We start from the raw sequence: 20,982 nt of genomic DNA on the forward strand, positions 1-20,982 counted from the left end.
CACGCGATTGCACCAAGCCGGATCGATCTTTAGGATCGGTTCGGCTTAGACTTTCTTTAGGCTCAGGTATTACCGTCAGGGAAATGCCTGGTTTTGGGGGCGCTCTGCCCCCGGGAGTGACAAAGATGTCCAAAGAGACAACGAACGGCGAAACCTCTAAGAACACGCTTTATTGCTCGTTCTGCGGGAAATCCCAGCACGAGGTTCGCAAGCTGATCGCCGGTCCGACCGTTTTCATCTGTGATGAATGCGTCGAGCTGTGCATGGACATCATCCGCGAAGAGAACAAGACCAGTATGGTCAAGTCCTCCGAGGGCGTGCCGACACCGGCAGATATCTGCAAGGTGCTCGATGATTACGTTATCGGTCAGTTCCGCGCCAAGCGGGTACTCTCCGTGGCTGTCCACAATCACTACAAGCGTCTGCACCATGCGTCCAAGAACCAGGACGTTGAGCTTTCCAAGTCCAACATTCTGCTGATCGGTCCGACCGGTTCGGGCAAGACCCTGCTGGCGCAGACACTGGCGCGCATCCTTGATGTGCCGTTCACCATGGCTGATGCCACCACGCTGACCGAAGCCGGCTATGTCGGCGAGGACGTGGAAAACATCATCCTCAAGCTGCTTCAGGCCGCCGACTACAATGTCGACAAGGCTCAGCGCGGCATCGTCTACATCGACGAAGTCGACAAGATCAGCCGCAAGTCTGACAATCCGTCGATAACCCGCGACGTTTCGGGTGAAGGCGTGCAGCAGGCGCTGCTCAAGATCATGGAAGGCACCGTTGCTTCGGTGCCGCCACAGGGTGGCCGCAAGCATCCACAGCAGGAATTCCTGCAGGTGGATACGACCAATATCCTGTTCATCGTCGGCGGTGCGTTTGCGGGTCTGGAAAAGATCATCTCGGCGCGCGGCGAGGGGTCGGGCATCGGCTTCTCGGCCGTGGTCAAGGATCCCAATGATCGTCGTGTTGGCCAGATCTTGGCTGACGTTGCTCCCGAAGATCTGGTCCGTTTCGGCCTGATCCCGGAATTCATCGGCCGTCTGCCGGTGCTGGCAACGCTGGAAGATCTCGATATCGCCGCCCTGATCGAAATCCTGACTTCGCCCAAGAATGCTCTGGTGCGTCAGTATCAGCGCCTGTTCCAGATGGAAGAGGTCGAACTGACGTTCAAGGACGAGGCGCTGCAGGCGATTGCCGAAAAGGCAATCGAACGCAAGACCGGTGCACGTGGTCTGCGCTCGATCATGGAAGGCATTCTGCTCGATACCATGTACGACCTGCCTTCGCTTGAAGGTGTGGAAGAAGTGGTGATCAGCGCCGAAGTGGTGAACGGCAAGGACGTGCGTCCGCTGTACATCTACTCCGAGCGCAAGAAGGAAGAAGTGCCCGCAGGGGCATAAGCCTTCCCGCGACTGAAATTGAGAACGCCGGGCCCCTGGGTCCGGCGTTCTTGTTTGTGCACTGTCAGGCGGCGGCTTGTGGCTGCGGGCCGATATATAGCGATCTGGGGCGGATGAGCCGGCCGGTCTCGGCTTGTTCGCGGGCATGGGCAATCCAGCCGCCAACCCGACCCATGGCAAAGACGCCGGTGAAAGCCTGACGCGGGAAGCCGAGCGCCTCGAGCAGCAGGGCGGTATAGAATTCGACATTGGTGTCGAGTGGCCGGTCCGGCTTTTTGGCCTTGAGTTGGTCCAGTGCAGTGCGCTCCACGGCCTCGGCCAACGCCAGGCGGGCGGGGTCGATGGCGCCGGCGCCGGCGAGCAGGCGCACGGCAGATTTCAGCGCATCGGCACGCGGGTCACGGACACGATAGACACGATGGCCAAAGCCCATCAGCCGCTCGCCGCGCGCCAGTTCCGCGGCGATCCAGTTGGGTGCATTGTCGGGCGTGGCCGCAGCGTCGAGCATGTCGAGCACAGGGCCTGGGGCGCCGCCATGCAGCGGGCCCTTGAGCGCACTGAGGGCGGCCAGCACGGATGAGGTCATTCCCGCCCGGGTCGAGGCCACCACACGGGCCGCAAAGGTTGATGCGTTGAGGCCGTGATCGGCGACTGTCACCAGATAGCGATCAAGGGCCGCAGTCTGCTCGGGGCTCGGAATGTCGCCGGTCATCATGCGCAGCGTGTCAGCAGCGTGGCTGCTGGCCCGCTTGGGGGCGATCGCGGATTTGCCTGCCTTGAGCCGGAGGAGGGCGGGGATGAAGACCGCCGGGGCCGCAACCAGGCGAAGGGCGGCGGACAGATCATCTCCATCATCAAGGCGAGCGATCAGGGCTCGCATGGCATCGACCGGTGGCAGTGTCAGAACGGCCGGATCGACCGTTATCAGGTGGTCGAATATCTCTGCACGGGCTGCGCCTAGTGCTGCGGGCAGAGAGGGTGTTTGCGGGAAGAAACCGGCAAACAGCAGGGCCAGTACATTCTCATAGCGAGCGTTCGCAACCAGATCATCAAGCGAGCTACCGCGGATGATCAGGCGACCATTCTTGCCGTCAACATCAGACAGCACGGTGCTGGCTGCGACGACGTCTTCAAGACCTGCGTTCATCTTGTTCTCCTGTGGTTGTTGCTGGCCAAACTAGGAGAGTTTAAGTTGACGTCAATCTTGACCAATTGGATCAATGTGACGCGATGGACTGGCTGAACACCAACGAAGCTCTGACGCTGCTGGGAACCCAGCCGCAGACCCTGTACGCCAATGTCAGCCGTGGCCGGATCAAGGCCAAGCGCGACCCCAATGACAGCCGCAAGAGCCTGTATCGCGGCGACGATGTGCGGCGACTGGCCAAGCGGGCTGCGGGGCGGCGGCGTCAGGAAACAGTGGCTGCCGAGGCAATCCGCTGGGGCGAACCCGTCATGCCATCCAGCCTGTCGACCATTGAAGAGGGACGACTGCTCTATCGCGGGCAGGATGCTGTCGAGTTGTCCGAGCGCGCCACACTGGAGCAGGTGGCGGCCCTGTTGTGGGAGGTTGACGGTTTCCAGTTGCCGACCCGCCCGCGTGGGGTGGCGCCATCCCTGCAGGCGGCGTTTGTGGCCATGGCTGAGCGCGCTGCCATCGATCCGCCCAGCATTGGACGATCCGAAGCGATTTTGCGCAGTGAGGCGATTTCGGTCCTGGCGACGCTGGCCAGTAGTCTGGTGGGCGGGCGATCGGCAACCGATCCGTTACATGTTGCGCTGGCGATCTCCTGGGATCGGGCAGGGGCGGCTGACATTATTCGCAGAGCGCTCGTGCTACTGGCGGATCACGAACTCAATGCCTCAACCTTCGCGACCCGGGTGACGGTGTCGACGGGGGCTGCGCTATCTGCTGGTGTGCTGTCGGGGCTGGCGACGCTGAGTGGTCCGCTGCATGGCGGTGCTGGCAAGGCCGCACAGGCGCTGGGGGCAGAGGCCAAGGCCATCGGGGCCGAGGCGGCCGTCTTGGCGCGGCTGGGGCAAGGCGTGCCCTTGCCCGCTTTTGGGCACCAGCTCTATCCCGACGGTGACATCCGAGCGGCGGCGCTATTTGGGCGCTTTACGCCGCCTGAACATTTCGCGGCATTGCATGCCGCCGCCACCAAGATCACGGGCGAACGGGCCAATATCGACTTTGCCCTAGCGGCCTTGACCGAAGCGTATGATCTGCCCAGCGACGCGCCGCTGGTACTGTTTTCGCTGGCGCGCTGTGTCGGCTGGCTGGCGCACGGGCTTGAGCAGGCCACCAGCGGCCAGTTGATCCGGCCTCGGGCGCACTATGTCGCGGTTGCGGGCGACCGCTAGCGGTTTCAGATGCCGAGCGTGGTGGCTTCTATGCCCAGGCGTCGGCTCTGCCGCGGCATGATCTGACGGCCGAACAGGCTGGCGGTCAGATCGACCAGCAGACGTGCGCTCATGCCGCCATTGTCGAGATAGGGGTTGAGTTCAACGATATCGAGCGAGCCCATGGTGCCGCTATCGTGGATCATTTCCATGACCAGATGGGCCTCGCGGAAGCTGAGGCCGCCGGCAACGGGGGTGCCAGCGCCGGGGGCAATGCCGGGATCGATCACGTCAACATCAAGGCTGACATGGAGGTGACCATCGGCCTGTTCGACCTTGGCCAGCACGTCGCGCATCAGCGCCACAACGCCGCTCTCATCGATGCGCCGCATATCGATCACATCGACGCCGCGTTGCTCGAGAAGTTGACGTTCGGGACGGTCAATAGAACGCGCACCAAACACGGTGACGTTGCGCGGGTCGACACTACCGCGCCAGTCGCCGGAATACTCCGGCCCGAAATCGGGTTCGCCGCATAGCAGGGCCAGCGGCATGCCGTGAATATTGCCGGTCTCGGAGGTGGCTGGGGTGTTGAAGTCACCATGCGCATCAACCCAGAGCACGAAAAGGGGCTTGTTGATGGCTGCGCAGTGTTTGGCGACGCCGGACAATGTGCCCATTGAGAGGCTGTGGTCGCCGCCGATGAACACGGGCAGGCGCTGTTCCTGCAAGGTTTCAAGAGCCAACAGGCTGCTGCGGGCTGCCAGTGCCAGCACTTCGGCCTTGCGACTGTCCGGTGTCTGCCAGGCTGGGCTTTCGGTCGCGCCGCCCGATTCGATATCGCCGCGTTCGGCCACGGTGTGCCCAAGATCGGCGAGAACATCAGCAAGTCCGGCAATGCGCATCGCCTCGGGGCCCATGATGCAGCCGCGCCGGGATGCGCCGGCGTCGCAGGGGATGCCGATCAGATCGATAGCGGTGTTGGCCGTTTGGCTCATGAGATTTCCTGAAAATGGCGGCGGGTGCGGCGTGCGTGATGGGAGACGAGAGTATGCAGGCTTAGGGCGACAAGGCAAAAGCGCATTTGCGCCGTTAACCGCTTTGGTGGCGATAGGGGTGCACAAAGCCGTCAACGCGCTTGATCGGTTCGGCTGGCCTCCCCAATTATCCCGTCATGGGAACAAGGTATTCGGACTTGTTCGCATCCGCTTTGCAGCCAAGGCACATGGGTGTTTCCGGGCTGGCACGCATATCTTGTGTGCATGGGCGCATTAACTGTCGGTTTTCCGCCAAGGTTGACTTGCAGCGGGCTTAGGCGGACCTATTTATTAACCGGAATCAGCCCAATCTTAAGGTTTGGAGCTGTCTACTAAGGGCGCGCACCAATCCTTCCTCCCGCGCGCCCCGGAAAGGATACGAGATGACGGACGTCAATCCCACAGGCGGCGAAACCAGCCGGGATCGCGTTTACCCAGTTCTTCCGCTGCGCGATATCGTCGTTTTCCCCGGCATGATTGTGCCGCTATTCGTGGGCCGCGAGAAATCGGTCAAAGCGCTTGAAGACGTCATGCGCGACGATAAGCACATTCTTGTCGTGACCCAGAAGAATGCGCAGGACGATGATCCGGCTCCCGATCAGATTTACGACACCGGTACCATTGCGACCGTGCTGCAGCTGCTCAAGCTGCCCGACGGCACCGTAAAGGTTCTGGTCGAAGGTCTGCATCGCGCAACCATTGATCGCTATCTGCAGACGGAAGAGTATTTTGAGGCCGAGGCATCAATTCTGCCCGAGCCCGAAGAGGACGCGGTCGAGATCGAGGCGCTGTCGCGCTCGGCGCTGACCGAGTTCGAGAGCTATGTGAAGCTGAACAAGAAGATTTCGGCTGAAGTGGTGGCTGCCGTCGGGCAGATCGAAAACCACTCCAAGTTGGCCGATACCATTGCCAGCCATCTGGTGATCAAGATCCACGAGAAGGAAGATCTGCTTTCGAGCATTTCGGTCATTGACCGCTTCCAGAAGATTCTTGGTCTGATGGAAGGCGAGATCGGCGTCCTGCAGGTAGAAAAGCGCATCCGGAGCCGCGTCAAGCGGCAGATGGAGAAGACCCAGCGCGAGTACTATCTCAACGAGCAGATGAAGGCGATCCAGAAGGAACTGGGCGATGGCGAAGAGGGCTCCAACGAGATCGCCGAGATCGAGGAGCGTATCGCCAAGACCCGTCTGAGCAAGGAAGCCAAGCTCAAGGCTGAAGCCGAGCTGAAAAAGCTCAAGGCCATGAGCCCGATGTCGGCTGAAGCCACCGTGGTACGCAATTATCTCGACACGCTGCTCGGCCTGCCATGGGGCAAGAAGAGCAAGGTCAAGCGCGACCTGGTTCTGGCTGAAAAGGTGCTCGACGAAGATCACTACGGGCTCGAAAAGGTCAAGGAACGCATTCTCGAGTATCTTGCCGTGCAGGGTCGTACAGGCTCGCTGAAGGGTCCGATCCTGTGCCTTGTTGGCCCTCCGGGCGTCGGCAAGACCTCACTGGGCAAATCGATTGCGAAGGCGACTGGTCGTGCCTTCGTGCGCATGGCGCTGGGCGGCGTGCGGGACGAAGCCGAGATCCGTGGCCATCGCCGGACCTATATCGGGTCCATGCCTGGCAAGGTGATCCAGTCCCTCAAGAAAGTCGGCAAGTCCAATCCGCTCTTCCTGCTCGATGAAATCGACAAGATGGGCCAGGATTTCCGTGGCGACCCGTCGTCGGCACTACTCGAAGTGCTCGATCCGGAACAGAACCACACCTTTGCCGATCACTATCTCGAAGTCGATTATGACCTCAGCGATGTGATGTTCGTGACCACCTCGAACACGTTGAACATTCCCGGCCCACTGATGGACCGCATGGAGATCATTCGCCTGTCCGGTTACACCGAGCAGGAGAAGCACGCGATCGCCAAACAGCACCTGATTCCGGAAACACTGAAGGAAAACGGTCTGGCCCATGGCGAGTTCGAGCTGAGCGACGAGATGCTGACCGCCTTGATCCAGCGCTACACCCGCGAAGCGGGCGTGCGTAACCTCAAGCGTGAAATCAGCAAGCTGATGCGCAAGGCGGTGGCCGAGATCGTCAAGACCAAGGTCAAGACAATCGTCATCGACGAAGAGAAGCTGACGAAATATCTGGGCGCTGACATCTACAAGCATGGCGAGATCGAAGCCGAGGCCCAGGTCGGCCTGGTAACCGGTCTGGCATGGACATCGGTGGGCGGCGAGTTGCTGACCATTGAAGGCGTGATGACGCCGGGCAAGGGTCGCATGACCGTGACCGGCAACATCAAGGAAGTGATGAAGGAATCGCTGACGGCGGCCACGGCATATGTGCGGTCCAAGTCGATAGATTTCGGTATCAAGCCGCCCATGTTCGATACGCGTGACATTCACGTGCATCTGCCAGAAGGCGCTACGCCCAAGGATGGCCCATCGGCTGGTATCGGCCTGGCGACCGCTATCGTTTCGGTGATGACGGGTATTGCCGTGCGCAATGATGTGGCCATGACTGGCGAGATCACCCTGCGTGGTCGCGTGCTGCCGATTGGTGGCCTGAAGGAGAAGCTGCTCGCGGCGCTCCGTGGTGGCATCAAGACGGTGCTGATCCCTGAAGAGAATGTGCGTGATCTCGCCGAGATCCCGGACATCGTCAAGGATGGCATGGAGATCATTCCGGTCAGCCGGATGGATCAGGTCATCGAGCACGCCCTTGTCAGCAAGCCAGAAGCCATTGAGTGGGATTTTGAAGCTGCTGCTGCCGAGGCGGCACGCAAGCCGGCCGCCCCTGCAGATGATGCAGCATCGGGTCTGCCGCACTAGGCTGGACTGGATTGTAGAACCAACGGCGGCCCTTCGGGGCCGCCGTTTTTGTTTGGGGGGACAGAACCGGGAAGTGATGCCACGCCGGTTTTGGATCATCCCTGCGCCCGGAGGCTTCAATCGGGCAGGGCACCTCAGCTTCGACAAAGGCGCAGGAACGGCCTTGTCAGCCAGATGTGTGGCGTACATCTATGTTGGGCGGGGCCATGTGGCCCCTTGAGGGACTGGGCCGTGAACAAGGCGCTGATCGTGATTCTGGCGGCGGTTCTGCTTGATGCGGTGGGCATCGGCCTGATTTTTCCGATTCTGCCTGCGTTGTTGCGCGATGTCGGCCACATCAGCGAGATCGCCACTCTGCTGGGCATCATGCTGGCGCTGTATTCGGCTTGCCAGTTCCTGTTCTCGCCCGTGCTAGGCGTATTGAGCGACCGGTTTGGGCGTCGGCCGGTATTGCTGGTGTCACTGGCGGGGGCGGCCTTGGACTACCTGGTCATGGCGGTCGCGCCCGAGTTGTGGATGCTGGTCCTGGGACGGGCTATTTCGGGCATGACCAGCGCCAATATGGCGGTGGCGACAGCCTATATCACCGACATATCGAGCGAAGAGGAACGGGCCAAGCGGTTTGGACTGTTCCACGCCATGTTCGGTATCGGCTTCATCATCGGGCCCGTGCTGGGCGGGGTGTTGGGTGATTACTGGGTGCGGGCGCCGTTCATAGCGGCGGCGGTTCTCAATGGCCTGAACTTTGCGCTGGCGCTGTTTGTGTTGCCAGAATCCCGGGCAGGGCAGCGCGACGCCAAGTTTGATCTTGATGCCCTCAATCCCTTCAAGCCGCTGAAATGGGCGCTGAGCTTTGTGGCGCTGATTCCCTTGATCGCGATCTTTGTGATTCTGAATTTTGTCGGCAGCATGTATGGCACGCTATGGGCGCTTTTCGCCGAGGACAGCTTTGCCTGGAACGGCATGATGATTGGCTTGTCGCTGGGGGCCTATGGCTTGTTCCATGCAGGGGCGCAGGCATTTCTCACCGGTCCGGCCGTCGCCTGGCTGGGCGAGCGCTGGGCGTTGATCGTGGGGATGATGTGCGAGATGGCCGCGCTGGCGGTGCTGGGACTGGCGACGCAAGGCTGGGTGGTGTTTGCCATCATGCCTTTGTTTGCCCTGGGCGGTATCGGCATGCCGGCGCTGCAGTCTCTGATTACGACCCAGGTCGGGGCGGACAAGCAGGGACAATTGCAGGGTGTGCTGGCCAGTCTGGTCAGTCTGGCCGCAGTGTTCGGCCCGCTGTTCTTCAGTTTTGCCTATTTTGGCATTCGCGACTCGTGGCCGGGGCTAATCTGGATCATCGGGGCCGCGATCTATTTGCTGGCCTTGCCGCTTATGCTCGGTATCCGTCGCCGGGTGATTGTCCAGCCCAAGCGCAGTGGATAACGCCAAAAACCAGCGGAAAAGCCCGGAAAACCAGCGCAAACCAACAATGCGGACTTGTAGAGGTGCTGTTTCCGGTCCATTAACAGCGTTGCACCGTTCGGCCTCGCGAGAAGCCCGGAAATCCTTGCGTTTCACTCAGAATCGACCAAGGGTTGCCGAGTTTTAACCTTTGCCAGCGAGGGCGGGCAATTTCACTCTGAGGAAACGCAATGAACAAGAACGATCTGGTTGGCGTTGTCGCCGACAAAGCGACGATTACCAAGGCACAGGCCGCTGAGGCTGTGGACGCAGTGTTCGCCGCAATCACCGACACCCTGAAGGCTGGCGACGAAGTCCGCCTCGTCGGTTTCGGCACTTTCGCTGTTTCGCAGCGCAAGGCTTCGACCGGCCGCAATCCGGCCACTGGCGCCGAGATTCAGATCCCGGCCTCCAATCAGGCCAAGTTCAAGCCCGGTAAGGGCCTGAAGGACGCGATCAACTAAGATCAGTCCTTCAGACTGGTACAGTTACCGGCCCCGTGCGTTTTCCGCCGGGGCCGTTTCATTTGGTGGTTGACGATAGCGGGCAGGGACCTTAATCAGAGCCACCTTGCTTTGGTCGTGATCGACCATGCGGGCGATTAGCTCAGTTGGTAGAGCGCTTCGTTTACACCGAAGATGTCGGCGGTTCGAGCCCGTCATCGCCCACCATTTCCCCTGCCTCCCTCATGCACCGGTCCGGTGCACAATCCGGGTTCTCAACATCGCGATATGCGGCGCGAGACGGCGGGGTGTGCGGATTTGATACTTCACTTCAAGAAATATGCGGTAGCGCCTGTTTTTGTGGATGATTTCCACAGCGTCGCGCTTATTTTTGAAAATGTCGCATCATTCTGAATTTGGTCGCTTGACTTGATCGGAGGGGGTCGGTAAACGAACCCCACGTTGCGCGGACGACTTGGTCGCCGCCGCTGCGGGAGTAGCTCAGTTGGTTAGAGCGCCGGCCTGTCACGCCGGAGGTCGCGGGTTCGAGCCCCGTCTCTCGCGCCACCCTTTTTCAGGGTCTGCGTGTTTTCTAGATAGAGTTTCAACTTTTGAGTTGGTCGAGTTTCAACTATTGAACTCGCTTAGTTCATCACTTGGTTTTTGTGGGCGATTCGTCGCGCGTGCTCTGCGGCGTGTACAGCGACGATAGTCACTGGCATTTACACCTTTTGCAGTTCTCGGTTCTGGTCAGTCGAGTTGCCCATCTTGGCCGCCAGCATTCGACTGATGCGTCCCCCGCGTTTACCTCAACTGCTTCCGTTCGGCGCCTGTTCATCAGGCGGCGCTTCTCGAGTGGTCCAAAAAGTTCGAGGCGTGTTGCTGCGAAATCGCTAGCCAACCCCACAGCTTGGGGAGCTGCACTCGGTTTGCGCACAGAAAAGACACTTGCTGGAGCCTTAGGCTTTCCTGTTCAGCAACACGAACCCGACCCAAACGAACCAGGCAATGTAGCCAAGTCCGAACACAGGGCCCGCTGTGTCATTCAGCGCGGGAATGAGGGTCAAGAGGCCGGACACTCCAATCACGAGGCTGAAACAGCCAAGGGATTTCGGCATCAGTGCGGTGCGCAGCATGGCCGCACCGACAACTATGGCCCAAACGGCGCCGGCGATCTCATTACCGCCGCCAAGACCGTTTTCAACGCCCGAGAAGATTTGCCACATCAGCACGGCGCCCTCGGGGTCGGAAGCGTATTGGGTAGCGACGACTTCCTTGCCGACATTGGCGACCATTCCCGCTCCGACCACGAGGGTGGCCCAAAGCGCACCGAAAACCTGAACGACGCTAGAGAGCGTCGGCGCGTGCGGCTTGAAGATATCGGCGAGCGCGACCGCCAGCAGGGCAACCAGGAAGCCGTTGACCACATAGATGATCGTGTACCAGCTGGTCATGAGTGTCTGTTCGTTGATCACGAAGGAGACGACGGAGGCGGGATCGGCATCCGCCATACCGTAACCGGATCCGGCGAGGACTGTGAGGAGGAGGATGAAACCAAAAATATAGGTGGCAGCGGCACCAAATCCGGCCGCAGCGCCCCATTTTTGAAGTGAAAACATGTCTGCACCCTTTGTATTTTGGGCGGCGAAATCACCGTCCCCATGGTGGAATGGTGGGGGTATAGGCGACGCCTCTCCAGAGGAGCATGACCGTTGGTTTCAAGTCGTTGGCCTTGGGCGTCATGTTGGTTAAGGTCCAGCCCAAACGAGGATGATCAGATGAAACGCGCAACCGTTGCCGCAGGATTAGTCCGCTCGCTTGCTGCATACGCGACACGCTCGGGATTGCATCAGCCGGACATCCTTGGAGAGGTTGGATTGACCGAGGCTGAGCTACGCGATCAGGACAACCGCATCGGCTTTGACACCTACCTGAAACTCATTGATGTGCTCATCTCTCAAACAGGTGAGCCGGCTTTGCTGGCAAAGCACGCCGTTGAGACGCAACTTGAGAAAATCAGTGTCGTCGGGTTGATCGTTGGCTCCGCCGCCTCCCTGCCCGATGCGATGCAGCAGCTGAACCGCTACGCTACTCTCATGGTGGATATCGACATTATGGAAAGTGGCCCGCGGTTCAGCGTGTCGCAGGACGGCAGCGAAGTCTGGATCATCGACAACAGGCCCGATCCGAACCGAAGCCCTGCGTTGACCGAGGCTGCATTCGGACGGTTCATCGGCGAGTTCAGGCGCAACCTTCCCGAGCATCCTTTCGCCGTGCGAATTGAAATGACCCATGCCAAACCGGCGCACGCGGACGGACTTGAGCAATTGCTGCAATGCCCCATCACTTTTGGACGCACGCGCAATGCAATGCAGATCGCACCAGAATGGCTCTCGCGCCCTTTCGAGAACACGTCCCGGTACGTGTTCGGCATTTTTTCCGAGAAGGCGGACGCCCTGCTCCAGGACCTGGCAAGAGAAGATAGTATCCGTGCACGCGTGGAAGCTGGACTGATGCCTGGCCTTCACAAGGGCGAAGCCTCGATTGACGCGATCGCTTCCGAACTCGGTATGAGCCGGGCGACACTCTATCGCCGCCTCAAGCAGGAAGGCACGACGTTTGCCGAGGTTGCCGATGAATTGAGATGCCGCATGGCATCTGACTATCTCTCCGCCCGCAAGGTCTCCGTCAATGAAGCGGCTTATCTGGTGGGTTTTTCGGAGGCTTCCTCGTTTGTGCGTGCCTTCCGTCGCTGGACCGGGCAGACCCCGACCGAATATCGCGATCAATTGCTCGCGGCTTCGGCCTGATTGACGGCAAGCGACAATAGAACTTCCCCGCATCACGGTGCTGCGTCGTTAATGGCGCTCGGCGCTTATCGATGATGCCTTATCTTAACATGTGCCCAGAACTGACCGCTGTCGAGAAAGCCCGAAGGCACACCGATAGGCTGGAATGGGGCGCAAAGCAGAATGGTAGTGTCAGGGGATGGCATTTTGGCAGCTCTAGGAACTAACGAATTTCACGCCTTACCGAACTGCGTAGACAGCGATTGTTATGCCCGCAGAACTGGGCGCAATGGACGACAAGAAGACGGTGTCGCGCAGCCAGTGGTGAGGTCCATCGGGCGCGTCAAAGCGCGGCGTCGCGAAAAAATAGTACTCCGAGGGGTCAACGGGCTGACCCTGGCGCAGGCGCGCGAGCACCTCGGGCGAGGAGACGCGAAGGCCCTGGTTCTGTACGAATATCAGCGTGCCATCGTCGGCACGCATGGAGTAGCTGGCAGAAATTTCCGATGTTCCATCAGGGCGGATCAGGGGCCAGTCAGAGCCGCCGGGCAGGATCGTGCCCTGCAGGCGCGGCCCCTCGACCCGGCCGGACAGAATGGGAATGTGCAGCCTCTCGCCCTGAGCATGGCGACCCGCGCTGATGGGCTGGCCAATCGTCGCACTGATGGTGAAGGCATAGTCCAGCGTGGGCAGGCTGGGCTTGCTGGGCGGGGCGGAGGTCATGGACGGGAATTGATGCGGTCCAGCCAGACGCACATGGCGCTCAGGCTGGTGCGGCTGGCTTCGCAATATTCCATGGCGCGCAGGTAGCCGTGAATGAGCCCTTCACCGGTGTCCACCGTCACGGCGACACCGGAGTCCTGCAGTTTTTTGGCGTAATCCAGCCCGTCATCGCGCAGCGGGTCGTTCTGCGCCACGGCGATATAGGCAGGCGGCAGGTCAGCGTGATTGTCTGCCAGCATGGGTGCCGCCATCGGGTTGCGCAGATCGGCCGGGTTGGGGCAGTACATAGCATTGACCGCCGGCATGCCTGCGACGCTGAGCAGAGGCGCTGTGGCGTTCTCGACATAGGCGGGGCGCTGCATCTCGAAATCGACAGCAGGATAGACCAGCAATTGCCCGCTCAGGGCAATGTCGCCGCCGCGGAAGAACAGGGCGAGGCTGGCAGCCAGATTGGCCCCGGCACTGTCGCCGCCGACGGCGATCCGGGCTGGGTCAATGGACAGCTTTTCCGCATTCGCGGCAACCCAGCGCACCACTTCCTGACACTGGGTAATGGCGGCAGGGAAGGGGTGTTCGGGGGCCAGAGCGTAGTCGACACTGATGACGGTCTGCCGGTTGGCGGCTGCGATCCGGCTGGTGATATCCCAATGGGTCTCAGGGCTGCCCTGCATCCAGGCCCCACCATGCATGTAGATCAGGCAAGGCTGGGTGGAATTGTTGCCATGGCGGAACACGCGCACCCGCACATCGCCCGCCGCGCTGGGGATCCAGTGTTCGGCATCGGTCTCTACTCTCTGCGGCGTGGGCAGACGCATGTCCCGGGCAATGACTTCAAACAGAGCGCGGCGATCAGCCGGCTTGGCCCCAGCGGGAAGCTGTTTCCATTTTTCGTTCCAGACAGCCAGAAACGGTTCCAATTGTGGGTTCAGCACGGCTCTTCCTCCCAGTTACACGCGTCGAGCGGCATTTATCTTAACGTACTAACCAGTTCGTACATGTCAATGGGGCGTGCGGGAGGGTTGGTGTGGATATTTCGAGGCGGGATGGGTGCGGGGGGCAAAGAAAGGGGACGCTGCCAGAGCAAAGGCCCTGGGATAGGCAGGTCGTGCAGCTGTGCGACGGCTTCACGACCCGGCAAGATCGGTCGCGCGGTTTGTGCCGATATTCCGGGGGGTGGAGTCGCGGGCCACGCCGCGTGCCGAGGGGGGGGGGAGCGACGTTGGTTGGCGATACCGCAATAGGCGAGCCTGCGCCGATCACCTTGCCGGTGCGGTCGGGTCGATCAGTGGGCGATTGCGGCCAGTTCAGTGGGCTCAATGACGAAGCGGAGAATCATCGCCACGACCTGGTTGCGCAACCGGGCCTGTTCGCGGTCTCCCTCCATGGCACGCTCAAAGATGCGACTGAAAGTGGCGCGGTTGGAGACATTGAAGAAGCAGAGCGCGCTGATGTGCCAGTGCAGGTCGAGCGGCTCGATTCCCTTGCGGAAGACGCCTGCTTCCACGCCGCGCTGGTAGATGCGCTTGAGATTGTCGATGGCGGTGGCATTGAGCTGCTGAATGGTCACCGAGCGTTCGAGGAACATGCCGTTATGGATGTTCTCGATCATCACCATGCGAATGAAATCGGGATGACTGTTGTGGTGCTCGAAGGTGAATTCGACCAGGCGGCGCAGTGCGTCAGTGGGGCTGAGGTGATCAAGGTTGAGCTCGACCTCGCCGCTGCGCACCACGCGGTAGGCCTCTTCCAGACAACGCAGGTACAGGCCGTCCTTGTCGTCGAAATAATAGTAGATCATGCGCTTGGAGGCATTGGTCTTGGCGGCGATCTCGTCGATCCGGGCACCGGACAGACCATTGTCTGCAAATTCGCGCATGGCGACTTCAATGATGTTGCGTTTGGTCCCTTCCGGGTCTTGTGCACGGGTTTTGGCGGTCGCCTTTTTCCCGGTTTTACTAACGATTTCGCTCATGAAGCCCACCACAAATTGCCGCCCCGTTGCATCGCCGTTGACTAAACTAACCAGTTCGTACAAAGTGCATGCAACGTGTTTACCCTTGTTAACCGCCGCGACGACAAAAGCAAAGGCGGAGCAGGTGTGCAGATCGCCCCCAGAGGTTGGGGTGGCGGTCTTGGGGAGGTTTTCGTGCAGTTGACCCAGTCTGTCAGCGCTGATGTAGGCGAGGCCGTGCCGGCTCAGAACGGTCCGTCGGTGCTCGTTGGTCTGGTGGGTCGCAACATCCAGCGGTCGCGCACGCCGCGTATGCATGAGGTCGAGGGCGCGCGGCACGGCATGCGCTATACCTATCAGCTTATCGATGCCGCCATGGCCGGTGACAGCGCGCTCGGCATTGCCCAGATCCTGGAGGCGGCAGCGTTGTTCGGCTTCGCGGGGCTGAACATCACCTATCCTTACAAACAGGCGATCATGCCACATCTCGACGAGATCGATGATGGTGCTGCGCGTGTCGGGGCGGTCAATACGGTAGTGCTCCGCAAGGGCAAGTCGCGTGGCTACAACACAGATCTGTGGGGTTTTGGGCAGGGCTTTGACCTTGAGATGGGCGATGCACCGCGCCAGACAGTTGTGCAACTGGGTGCTGGTGGCGCCGGTTCGGCGGTGGCCAATGCCCTTGTGGGCTGCGGTGTGGGTGAGTTGCTCATTGCCGATCTGGATCATGCGCGTGCCACAGCGCTGGTGGCGCGGTTGAATGGCAAGGGCGCCAATGCGGCGGCGCTATCGCTCGAGAGCATCGGGACGCGGCGGTTCGATGGCATCGTCAACGCCACCCCGATCGGTATGGATGCCACGCCGGGCATGCCGGTGGACCGCTCGGTGCTGCGCCCCGACATCTGGGTGGCCGATATCATCTATTTTCCATTGGAAACCGAGCTGCTGGCAAGCGCCCGGGCCCTGGGGTGCAGAACCCTGTCGGGCGCTTCAATGGCTGTTTTTCAAGCCGTGAAGGCGTTTGAACTGTTCACGGGCAGGCCTGCTGATGCAGATGCCATGCGCGCGACATTCGACGGCTTCGAGACAAGAGTTCCATAGCCCAGTACGGGTGGAGGAAAATGCCCGGATCCGCTGGACCGGGACGGATGCAAAAGGGAGGAACCAATGCGTTCAATCGTCGACAACAAGACCATCATGACCGGACTAGCTGCTCTGGCCATCAGCATGCTTTCGACTGCCAGCTTTGCGCAGGACAAGGTCGAGCTGATCTATTCCGACACCGTTGCTGAATCGGATATCCGCAGCGAATTGCTGCGCACCGAATTCGGTGGTTGCCTGGGTGACGGTTTTGACTTCAAGCCCTATTTCGGCGCGACCCTGTTCAAGCAGGGCACCGAATTGACCGCCATGCAGCGCGGCAATCTCGATATGGCCGGCCTGGCAATCTATGACTTCCAGAATCAGGTGCCTGCCACCGGCATTCTGGGCGCTGCCTATCTTTATCGCGACTATGATCACCTGCGTGCTGTCACCCATTCAGACGTTCTGAACGAGCTTTGGGGCGAAGTGGAAAGCGCAACGGGCGTCAAGGTTCTGGCCAATCCCTATATTGGGACGCGGCACGTCAACCTGCGTGGCGACAAGAAGATCATGACGCCTGAGGACATGGCCGGCGTCAAGCTGCGCATGCCGGGCGGCGAAGGCTGGCAGTTCGTGGGCGAGGCGCTGGGCGCCAACCCGACACCAATGGCGTTCACCGAAGTCTATACCGGCCTCCAGACCGGCGCGATCGATGGTCAGGACAATCCCCTGCCAGCCGACAAGTCGATGAAATTCTATGAAGTCACCGACCAGATCGTGCTGACCGGTCATCTGATCGCCAACAACCAGTTCTCGATCTCGATGTCCAAGTGGGACAGCATGAACGCAGAGCAGCAGGGCAAGGTGCAGGAATGCGCGTTCAACTTCGAGGCGGCGCTGGACAAGGAAACGTTGGCACAGGAGGCGGTGCTTGTCGATTTCTTCAAGGGCGAAGGGCTGGACGTTTACGAGCCTAACAAGACAGCCTTCCGCGACCACGTTCTGGACATGTACGTCAATTCGGACTTCTCCAAGGACTGGCCAGCAGGTCTGCTGGACAAGATCAACGCCCTCTAGGGCGGGCCAGAAGCGACCCGGGCATTCCGGGTCGCTTCACTTCCGGGGAGGATGACCATGAGCCACCTAGCCTTGCTGTGGGGCAGACTGCACCGGATAGCGGAAGCGCTGATCGTGCTGCTGCTCGCCAGCATGTTCGCGAGCTTTCTGATCCAGATCGTGTTTCGCTACTTTCTGAACCTGCCGCTGGGCTGGACGGTGGAATTCGTCACCATTGCCTGGTTGTGGGGCATTCTGTTCGGCTATGCGTTTGTGCTGCGCGACGATGAGGTCATCCGCCTCGATATTGTCTATCTGGCCGTGCCGACGCCGGCGCAGCGCGCCATGGACTTCCTCTCCTCTGCGGTGGTTGCAGGCATCCTGGTGTGGTCGCTGCCGCAGATCTACAACTACATCTCCTTCATGAAGATCGAGCGGACGGCCTTTCTCAAGATCCGCTTCGATCATCTGTTCGCCATTTACATCCCCTTCGTCCTGGCCGTGGTGGTGCGCAGTCTGCGGACCTGCTGGCGTGCCCTGAAAGGGCAGGGATATGGGCCAACCGCCAGCAGCGAGGCTGCCGAGAATGTTTGATCCTTTCGTCTGGGCGCTCGTGCTGATCGTCGGGCTGTCGCTGTTCGGCTATTCAATCGGCATCGCCATGCTGGTGGGGTCAATCGTGTTTCTGGCGGGGCGCGGCTTTGACACCTCCATTGCCTCCGAAACGCTGCTGCAGGGCCTGTTCAACAGCTACACGCTACTCTCCATTCCCCTGTTCATTCTGGCTGCCGACATCATGAATGCGGGCTCGCTGGCGGATCGGCTCCTGCGCTTTTCCCAGGCGGTGGTGGGCCGGTTCCGTGGTGGGCTGGGTCATGTGAATGTGTTTTCCAGCCTGATCTTTTCGGGCATGTCCGGCTCGGCCATCGCTGATGCCGTGGGCATGGGCCGCATCATCATCAACATGATGACCAAGAACGGGCAGTACAGCCCCGCTTATGCTGCGGCGATCACTGCTGCATCGGCCACGATCGGACCGATCATTCCGCCGTCCATTCCGATGGTGCTCTATGCGCTGGTCTCGGACACCTCGATCGGCTTCCTGTTTGCGGCCGGTATTCTGCCTGGCCTGCTGATGGGCGTGGTGCTGATGGTGATGAATGGCCTGATTGCCAAGCAACGCGGCTTTCCGCGCGATGAAGTGGTGCCCCTCAAGGCTCTGCCGGGCGTCACCTTCCGGGCGATCCCGGCGCTGCTGCTGCCGCTGATCCTGCTCGGGGGCATCTATGGGGGCATCATGACGCCAACCGAAGCGGCGGCGGTGGCTGCGGCCTATGCGCTGGTGATCTCGGTTGTGGTCTATCGTTCAGTTTCGGCGGGGCAGTTCTATACGACGCTGCTCAACAGTGCGCGCTCGACCGCTGCGGTGGGTATTCTGATCGCAGGGGCCCTGGCGTTCAATTACGTGATTACCCGTCAGGACGTGCCGGCGAGCCTGGCCATGTTCATTCAGCAGTTTGACCTGTCGCCAGTGGGCTTCCTGATCGCCATCAATCTGCTGATGCTGGCGTTGGGCTGTGTGCTGGAGGGCGGCGCGATCCTGCTGATCATCGTGCCGATTTTCATCCCGACCGCCCAGGCAATGGGTATTGATCTGGTGCACTTCGGTGTCGTGGTGGTGGTCAACGCCATGCTCGGGCTGATCACGCCACCCTATGGCCTGCTGTTGTTTGTGGTTGCCAACATTACCGGGCAACCCGTGGGGCGCATCATTCGGGAACTGCTGCCCTTTCTGGGGGCCCTGTTCATCGCCTTGGGGATCATCACCTTCGTTCCCGACTTCGTTTTGTTTCTGCCACGCCTGCTTGGCTATCGCGGCTGAGGAGAACTGCCATGAAAACCGGCATTGCCACCGTATCGATCAGCGGCGACTTGCGCGAAAAGCTCAGCGCCATCGCCAATGCCGGGTTCGACGGGATCGAGATCTTCGAGAATGATTTTCTAGCCTTTGAAAGCAGCCCGGCCGATGTGGGCAAGATGGTGCGCGATCACGGGCTGGAAATTCAATTGTTTCAGCCGTTTCGTGATTTTGAGGGCATGCCAGAACCGGCCCGGAGCCGGGTGTTTGACCGGGCCGAACGCAAGTTTGACCTGATGGAACAGCTGGGCGCCGATCTCGTGTTGATCTGTTCAAATGTGTCGCCAATGGCGCTGGGCGGGATCGACCGCGCGGCCGCCGATTTTGCCGAGTTGGGGGAGCGCGCGGCCAAGCGCGGGCTGCGCGTGGGCTATGAGGCCCTGGCCTGGGGCCGGCACATCAATGATCACCGCGATGCCTGGGAGATCGTGCGGCGCGCCAATCACCCCAATGTGGGCCTGATACTGGACAGCTTTCATACGCTGTCGCGCGGCATTGCGGTGGATTCGATCCGCTCGATCCCAGCAGACAAGATATTTTTTGTGCAGCTGGCCGATGCGCCCCTGATCGATATGGACCTGCTCTATTGGAGTCGGCATTTCCGCAATATGCCAGGACAGGGGGATCTTGATGTCACCGGTTTTACGCGAGCCGTGCTGGCAACAGGCTATAGCGATGTATTTTCGCTCGAAATCTTCAATGACCAGTTTCGCGGAGGCTCACCGGCATCGATTGCGCTGGATGGCAAGCGCAGTCTAAGCAATCTGATGGACGCCGTGCAGCGGGTCGACGGGCCGGTTGCTGCACTGACCGCGCGACTGCCGCCGCCGGCAGAGGTGGAGGGCGTGGCCTTTGTCGAATTTGCCGTGGGCGAGGCGGAGTCAGACGATCTGGTGGCGATCCTGAGCGCGCTGGGGTTTCGGCATGCCGCCCGGCACCGTGCCAAGGACATCGATGTATGGCAGCAGGGGGAGATCCGCATCCTGCTCAACCGGGACCGTGAGGGTTTTGCGCATTCCTCCTACATCGTGCATGGCGCAGGCGTGTGTGACATCGGCCTGAGGCTGGACAATTCGACAGAGGCGCTGGAACGCGCCAAGGCTCTGGGCGCCAAGGTGTTCGAACAGGCCCCCGGACCGGGGGAGCTTGCCATTCCCGCCATTCGCGGACTGGGCGGCAGCATATTGCACTTCATTGACGGATCGGCCCCGCTCTCGGGTGTGTGGGAGCTCGAATTCGAGGCGGTCGATGCGCAGTCTCCAGTTGAGGAAGCAGGTCTGACCCGGTTAGATCACATTGCCCAGACCATGGACGCAAGCGAGATGCTGACCTGGCAGTTATTCTACAATTCGCTGTTTGCTACGCGCAAAACGCCAACGCTGGATGTCGTGGATCCCGCGGGACTGGTGCGCAGTCTAGCGATCGAAAACAGCGATGGCTCGTTCCGCTTCACGCTGAACGGCGCTGAGAACCAGCGGACCCTGGCGGGGCATTTCATCGCCGAGGGTTTTGGGTCTGCTGCCCAGCATATTGCGCTGCAAAGCAATGACATCTTTGCCACGCTTGCGGTTCTCAAGACGCGCGGCTTCGTGCCGCTTGCGATCTCGCCCAATTACTATGATGATCTGGCCGCCCGGTTCGGGCTTGACGATGGATTTCTCGAGCAGTTGTCTGCCAGCGGTGTGCTCTATGACCGCGATGAGGGTGGCGAGTTCTACCAGGTCTATAGTCAGACCTATGCTGAAGGCTTCTTCTTTGAGATCGTGGAGCGGCGCGGCGGCTATAGTGGCTATGGCGCAGCCAATGCGCCCTTCCGCATAGCCGCGCAGAAGCGTCAACTCAGACTGCCATCAATGCCCCGCCACTAGAACTTCGCCAATGGCGGGGCCGACATACAGACAAGTTCACTTGCTAACCAGGCCTGCCTAGAGTGGGCTGGGGCTGCCCTACGGGGGGCAACGTCGATTG

At 60.3% G+C, this 20,982-nt stretch carries 17 protein-coding genes and 2 tRNA genes; 13 read left to right on the forward strand and 6 right to left on the reverse strand.

All coding sequences use genetic code 11. The features are described 5' to 3' along the window. Positions 1-125: 125 nt before the first annotated feature. Positions 126-1,403 (forward strand): ATP-dependent Clp protease ATP-binding subunit ClpX, encoded by a 1,278-nt coding sequence (clpX, locus tag KD146_RS05965; RefSeq protein WP_212657801.1) that lies wholly within the window; start codon positions 126-128, stop codon positions 1,401-1,403. A 64-nt stretch (positions 1,404-1,467) separates the two neighbouring features. Here the strand turns inward: clpX and KD146_RS05970 are convergent, their stop codons facing one another. Beyond that, on the reverse strand, positions 1,468-2,550 hold the full coding sequence (locus KD146_RS05970; RefSeq protein ID WP_212657802.1) for a citrate synthase/methylcitrate synthase: 1,083 nt from the start codon (positions 2,548-2,550) through the stop codon (positions 1,468-1,470). 83 nt (positions 2,551-2,633) lie between these two features. Between KD146_RS05970 and KD146_RS05975 the strand changes: the two genes are divergently transcribed. After that, entirely contained in the window at positions 2,634-3,767 is a 1,134-nt protein-coding gene (locus KD146_RS05975) for a citrate/2-methylcitrate synthase (protein ID WP_212657803.1), read from the forward strand. A gap of 5 nt (positions 3,768-3,772) precedes the next feature. Here KD146_RS05975 and rocF read toward each other — a convergent pair whose 3' ends face one another. Continuing rightward, complete coding sequence (gene rocF / locus KD146_RS05980; protein ID WP_212657804.1) at positions 3,773-4,744, reverse strand: arginase; 972 nt, start codon at positions 4,742-4,744, stop codon at positions 3,773-3,775. Between the two features lie 422 nt (positions 4,745-5,166). Between rocF and lon the strand changes: the two genes are divergently transcribed. The 5 genes from lon to KD146_RS06005 all read left to right on the forward strand — a co-directional run bounded on the left by lon (position 5,167) and on the right by KD146_RS06005 (position 10,061). Next, the gene (lon, locus tag KD146_RS05985) at positions 5,167-7,602 is read left to right on the forward strand and encodes an endopeptidase La (RefSeq protein WP_212657805.1); all 2,436 of its coding nucleotides are present in this window, start codon (positions 5,167-5,169) and stop codon (positions 7,600-7,602) included. A 174-nt stretch (positions 7,603-7,776) separates the two neighbouring features. Next, entirely contained in the window at positions 7,777-9,033 is a 1,257-nt protein-coding gene (locus tag KD146_RS05990) for a TCR/Tet family MFS transporter (RefSeq protein WP_427857047.1), read from the forward strand. Positions 9,034-9,242: 209 nt separating this feature from the next. Further along, the gene (locus KD146_RS05995) at positions 9,243-9,515 is read left to right on the forward strand and encodes an HU family DNA-binding protein (protein ID WP_212657807.1); all 273 of its coding nucleotides are present in this window, start codon (positions 9,243-9,245) and stop codon (positions 9,513-9,515) included. Positions 9,516-9,646: 131 nt separating this feature from the next. After that, positions 9,647-9,722, forward strand: a tRNA-Val gene (locus tag KD146_RS06000). Positions 9,723-9,984: 262 nt separating this feature from the next. Next, positions 9,985-10,061, forward strand: a tRNA-Asp gene (locus tag KD146_RS06005). A 392-nt stretch (positions 10,062-10,453) separates the two neighbouring features. Here the strand turns inward: KD146_RS06005 and KD146_RS06010 are convergent. Next, complete coding sequence (locus KD146_RS06010) at positions 10,454-11,113, reverse strand: DUF4386 family protein (protein ID WP_212657808.1); 660 nt, start codon at positions 11,111-11,113, stop codon at positions 10,454-10,456. A 159-nt stretch (positions 11,114-11,272) separates the two neighbouring features. Between KD146_RS06010 and KD146_RS06015 the strand changes: the two genes are divergently transcribed. Next, entirely contained in the window at positions 11,273-12,304 is a 1,032-nt protein-coding gene (locus tag KD146_RS06015) for an AraC family transcriptional regulator (protein WP_212657809.1), read from the forward strand. 219 nt (positions 12,305-12,523) lie between these two features. Here the strand turns inward: KD146_RS06015 and KD146_RS06020 are convergent, their stop codons facing one another. The 3 genes from KD146_RS06020 to KD146_RS06030 all read right to left on the reverse strand — a co-directional run bounded on the left by KD146_RS06020 (position 12,524) and on the right by KD146_RS06030 (position 14,978). Next, complete coding sequence (locus KD146_RS06020; protein ID WP_212657810.1) at positions 12,524-13,006, reverse strand: DUF3237 domain-containing protein; 483 nt, start codon at positions 13,004-13,006, stop codon at positions 12,524-12,526. Further along, positions 13,003-13,938, reverse strand: coding sequence for an alpha/beta hydrolase (locus KD146_RS06025; RefSeq protein WP_212657811.1), 936 nt, complete (start codon positions 13,936-13,938; stop codon positions 13,003-13,005). Before KD146_RS06025 ends, KD146_RS06020 begins: the two co-directional genes overlap by 4 nt. A 350-nt stretch (positions 13,939-14,288) precedes the next feature. Beyond that, positions 14,289-14,978 carry a TetR/AcrR family transcriptional regulator gene (locus tag KD146_RS06030; protein ID WP_212657812.1) on the reverse strand — a complete coding sequence of 230 codons (690 nt, stop codon included), beginning with the start codon at positions 14,976-14,978 and terminating at the stop codon, positions 14,289-14,291. Positions 14,979-15,152: 174 nt separating this feature from the next. Between KD146_RS06030 and KD146_RS06035 the strand changes: the two genes are divergently transcribed. The 5 genes from KD146_RS06035 to KD146_RS06055 all read left to right on the forward strand — a co-directional run bounded on the left by KD146_RS06035 (position 15,153) and on the right by KD146_RS06055 (position 20,882). After that, on the forward strand, positions 15,153-16,058 hold the full coding sequence (locus KD146_RS06035; protein WP_345790749.1) for a shikimate dehydrogenase: 906 nt from the start codon (positions 15,153-15,155) through the stop codon (positions 16,056-16,058). Positions 16,059-16,124: 66 nt separating this feature from the next. Then, the gene (dctP, locus tag KD146_RS06040) at positions 16,125-17,117 is read left to right on the forward strand and encodes a TRAP transporter substrate-binding protein DctP (RefSeq protein WP_212657813.1); all 993 of its coding nucleotides are present in this window, start codon (positions 16,125-16,127) and stop codon (positions 17,115-17,117) included. Between the two features lie 57 nt (positions 17,118-17,174). Continuing rightward, positions 17,175-17,690: a TRAP transporter small permease gene (locus KD146_RS06045; protein ID WP_212657814.1), complete on the forward strand. Its 516-nt coding sequence runs from the start codon at positions 17,175-17,177 to the stop codon at positions 17,688-17,690. Next, on the forward strand, positions 17,683-18,978 hold the full coding sequence (locus KD146_RS06050) for a TRAP transporter large permease (protein WP_212657815.1): 1,296 nt from the start codon (positions 17,683-17,685) through the stop codon (positions 18,976-18,978). Before KD146_RS06045 ends, KD146_RS06050 begins: the two co-directional genes overlap by 8 nt. An 11-nt stretch (positions 18,979-18,989) precedes the next feature. Beyond that, positions 18,990-20,882, forward strand: coding sequence for a bifunctional sugar phosphate isomerase/epimerase/4-hydroxyphenylpyruvate dioxygenase family protein (locus KD146_RS06055; protein WP_212657816.1), 1,893 nt, complete (start codon positions 18,990-18,992; stop codon positions 20,880-20,882). Positions 20,883-20,982 lie beyond the last annotated feature (100 nt).

The sequence above is a fragment of the Devosia litorisediminis genome (assembly GCF_018334155.1).
GTDB classification, from domain to species: Bacteria; Pseudomonadota; Alphaproteobacteria; order Rhizobiales; family Devosiaceae; genus Devosia; species Devosia litorisediminis.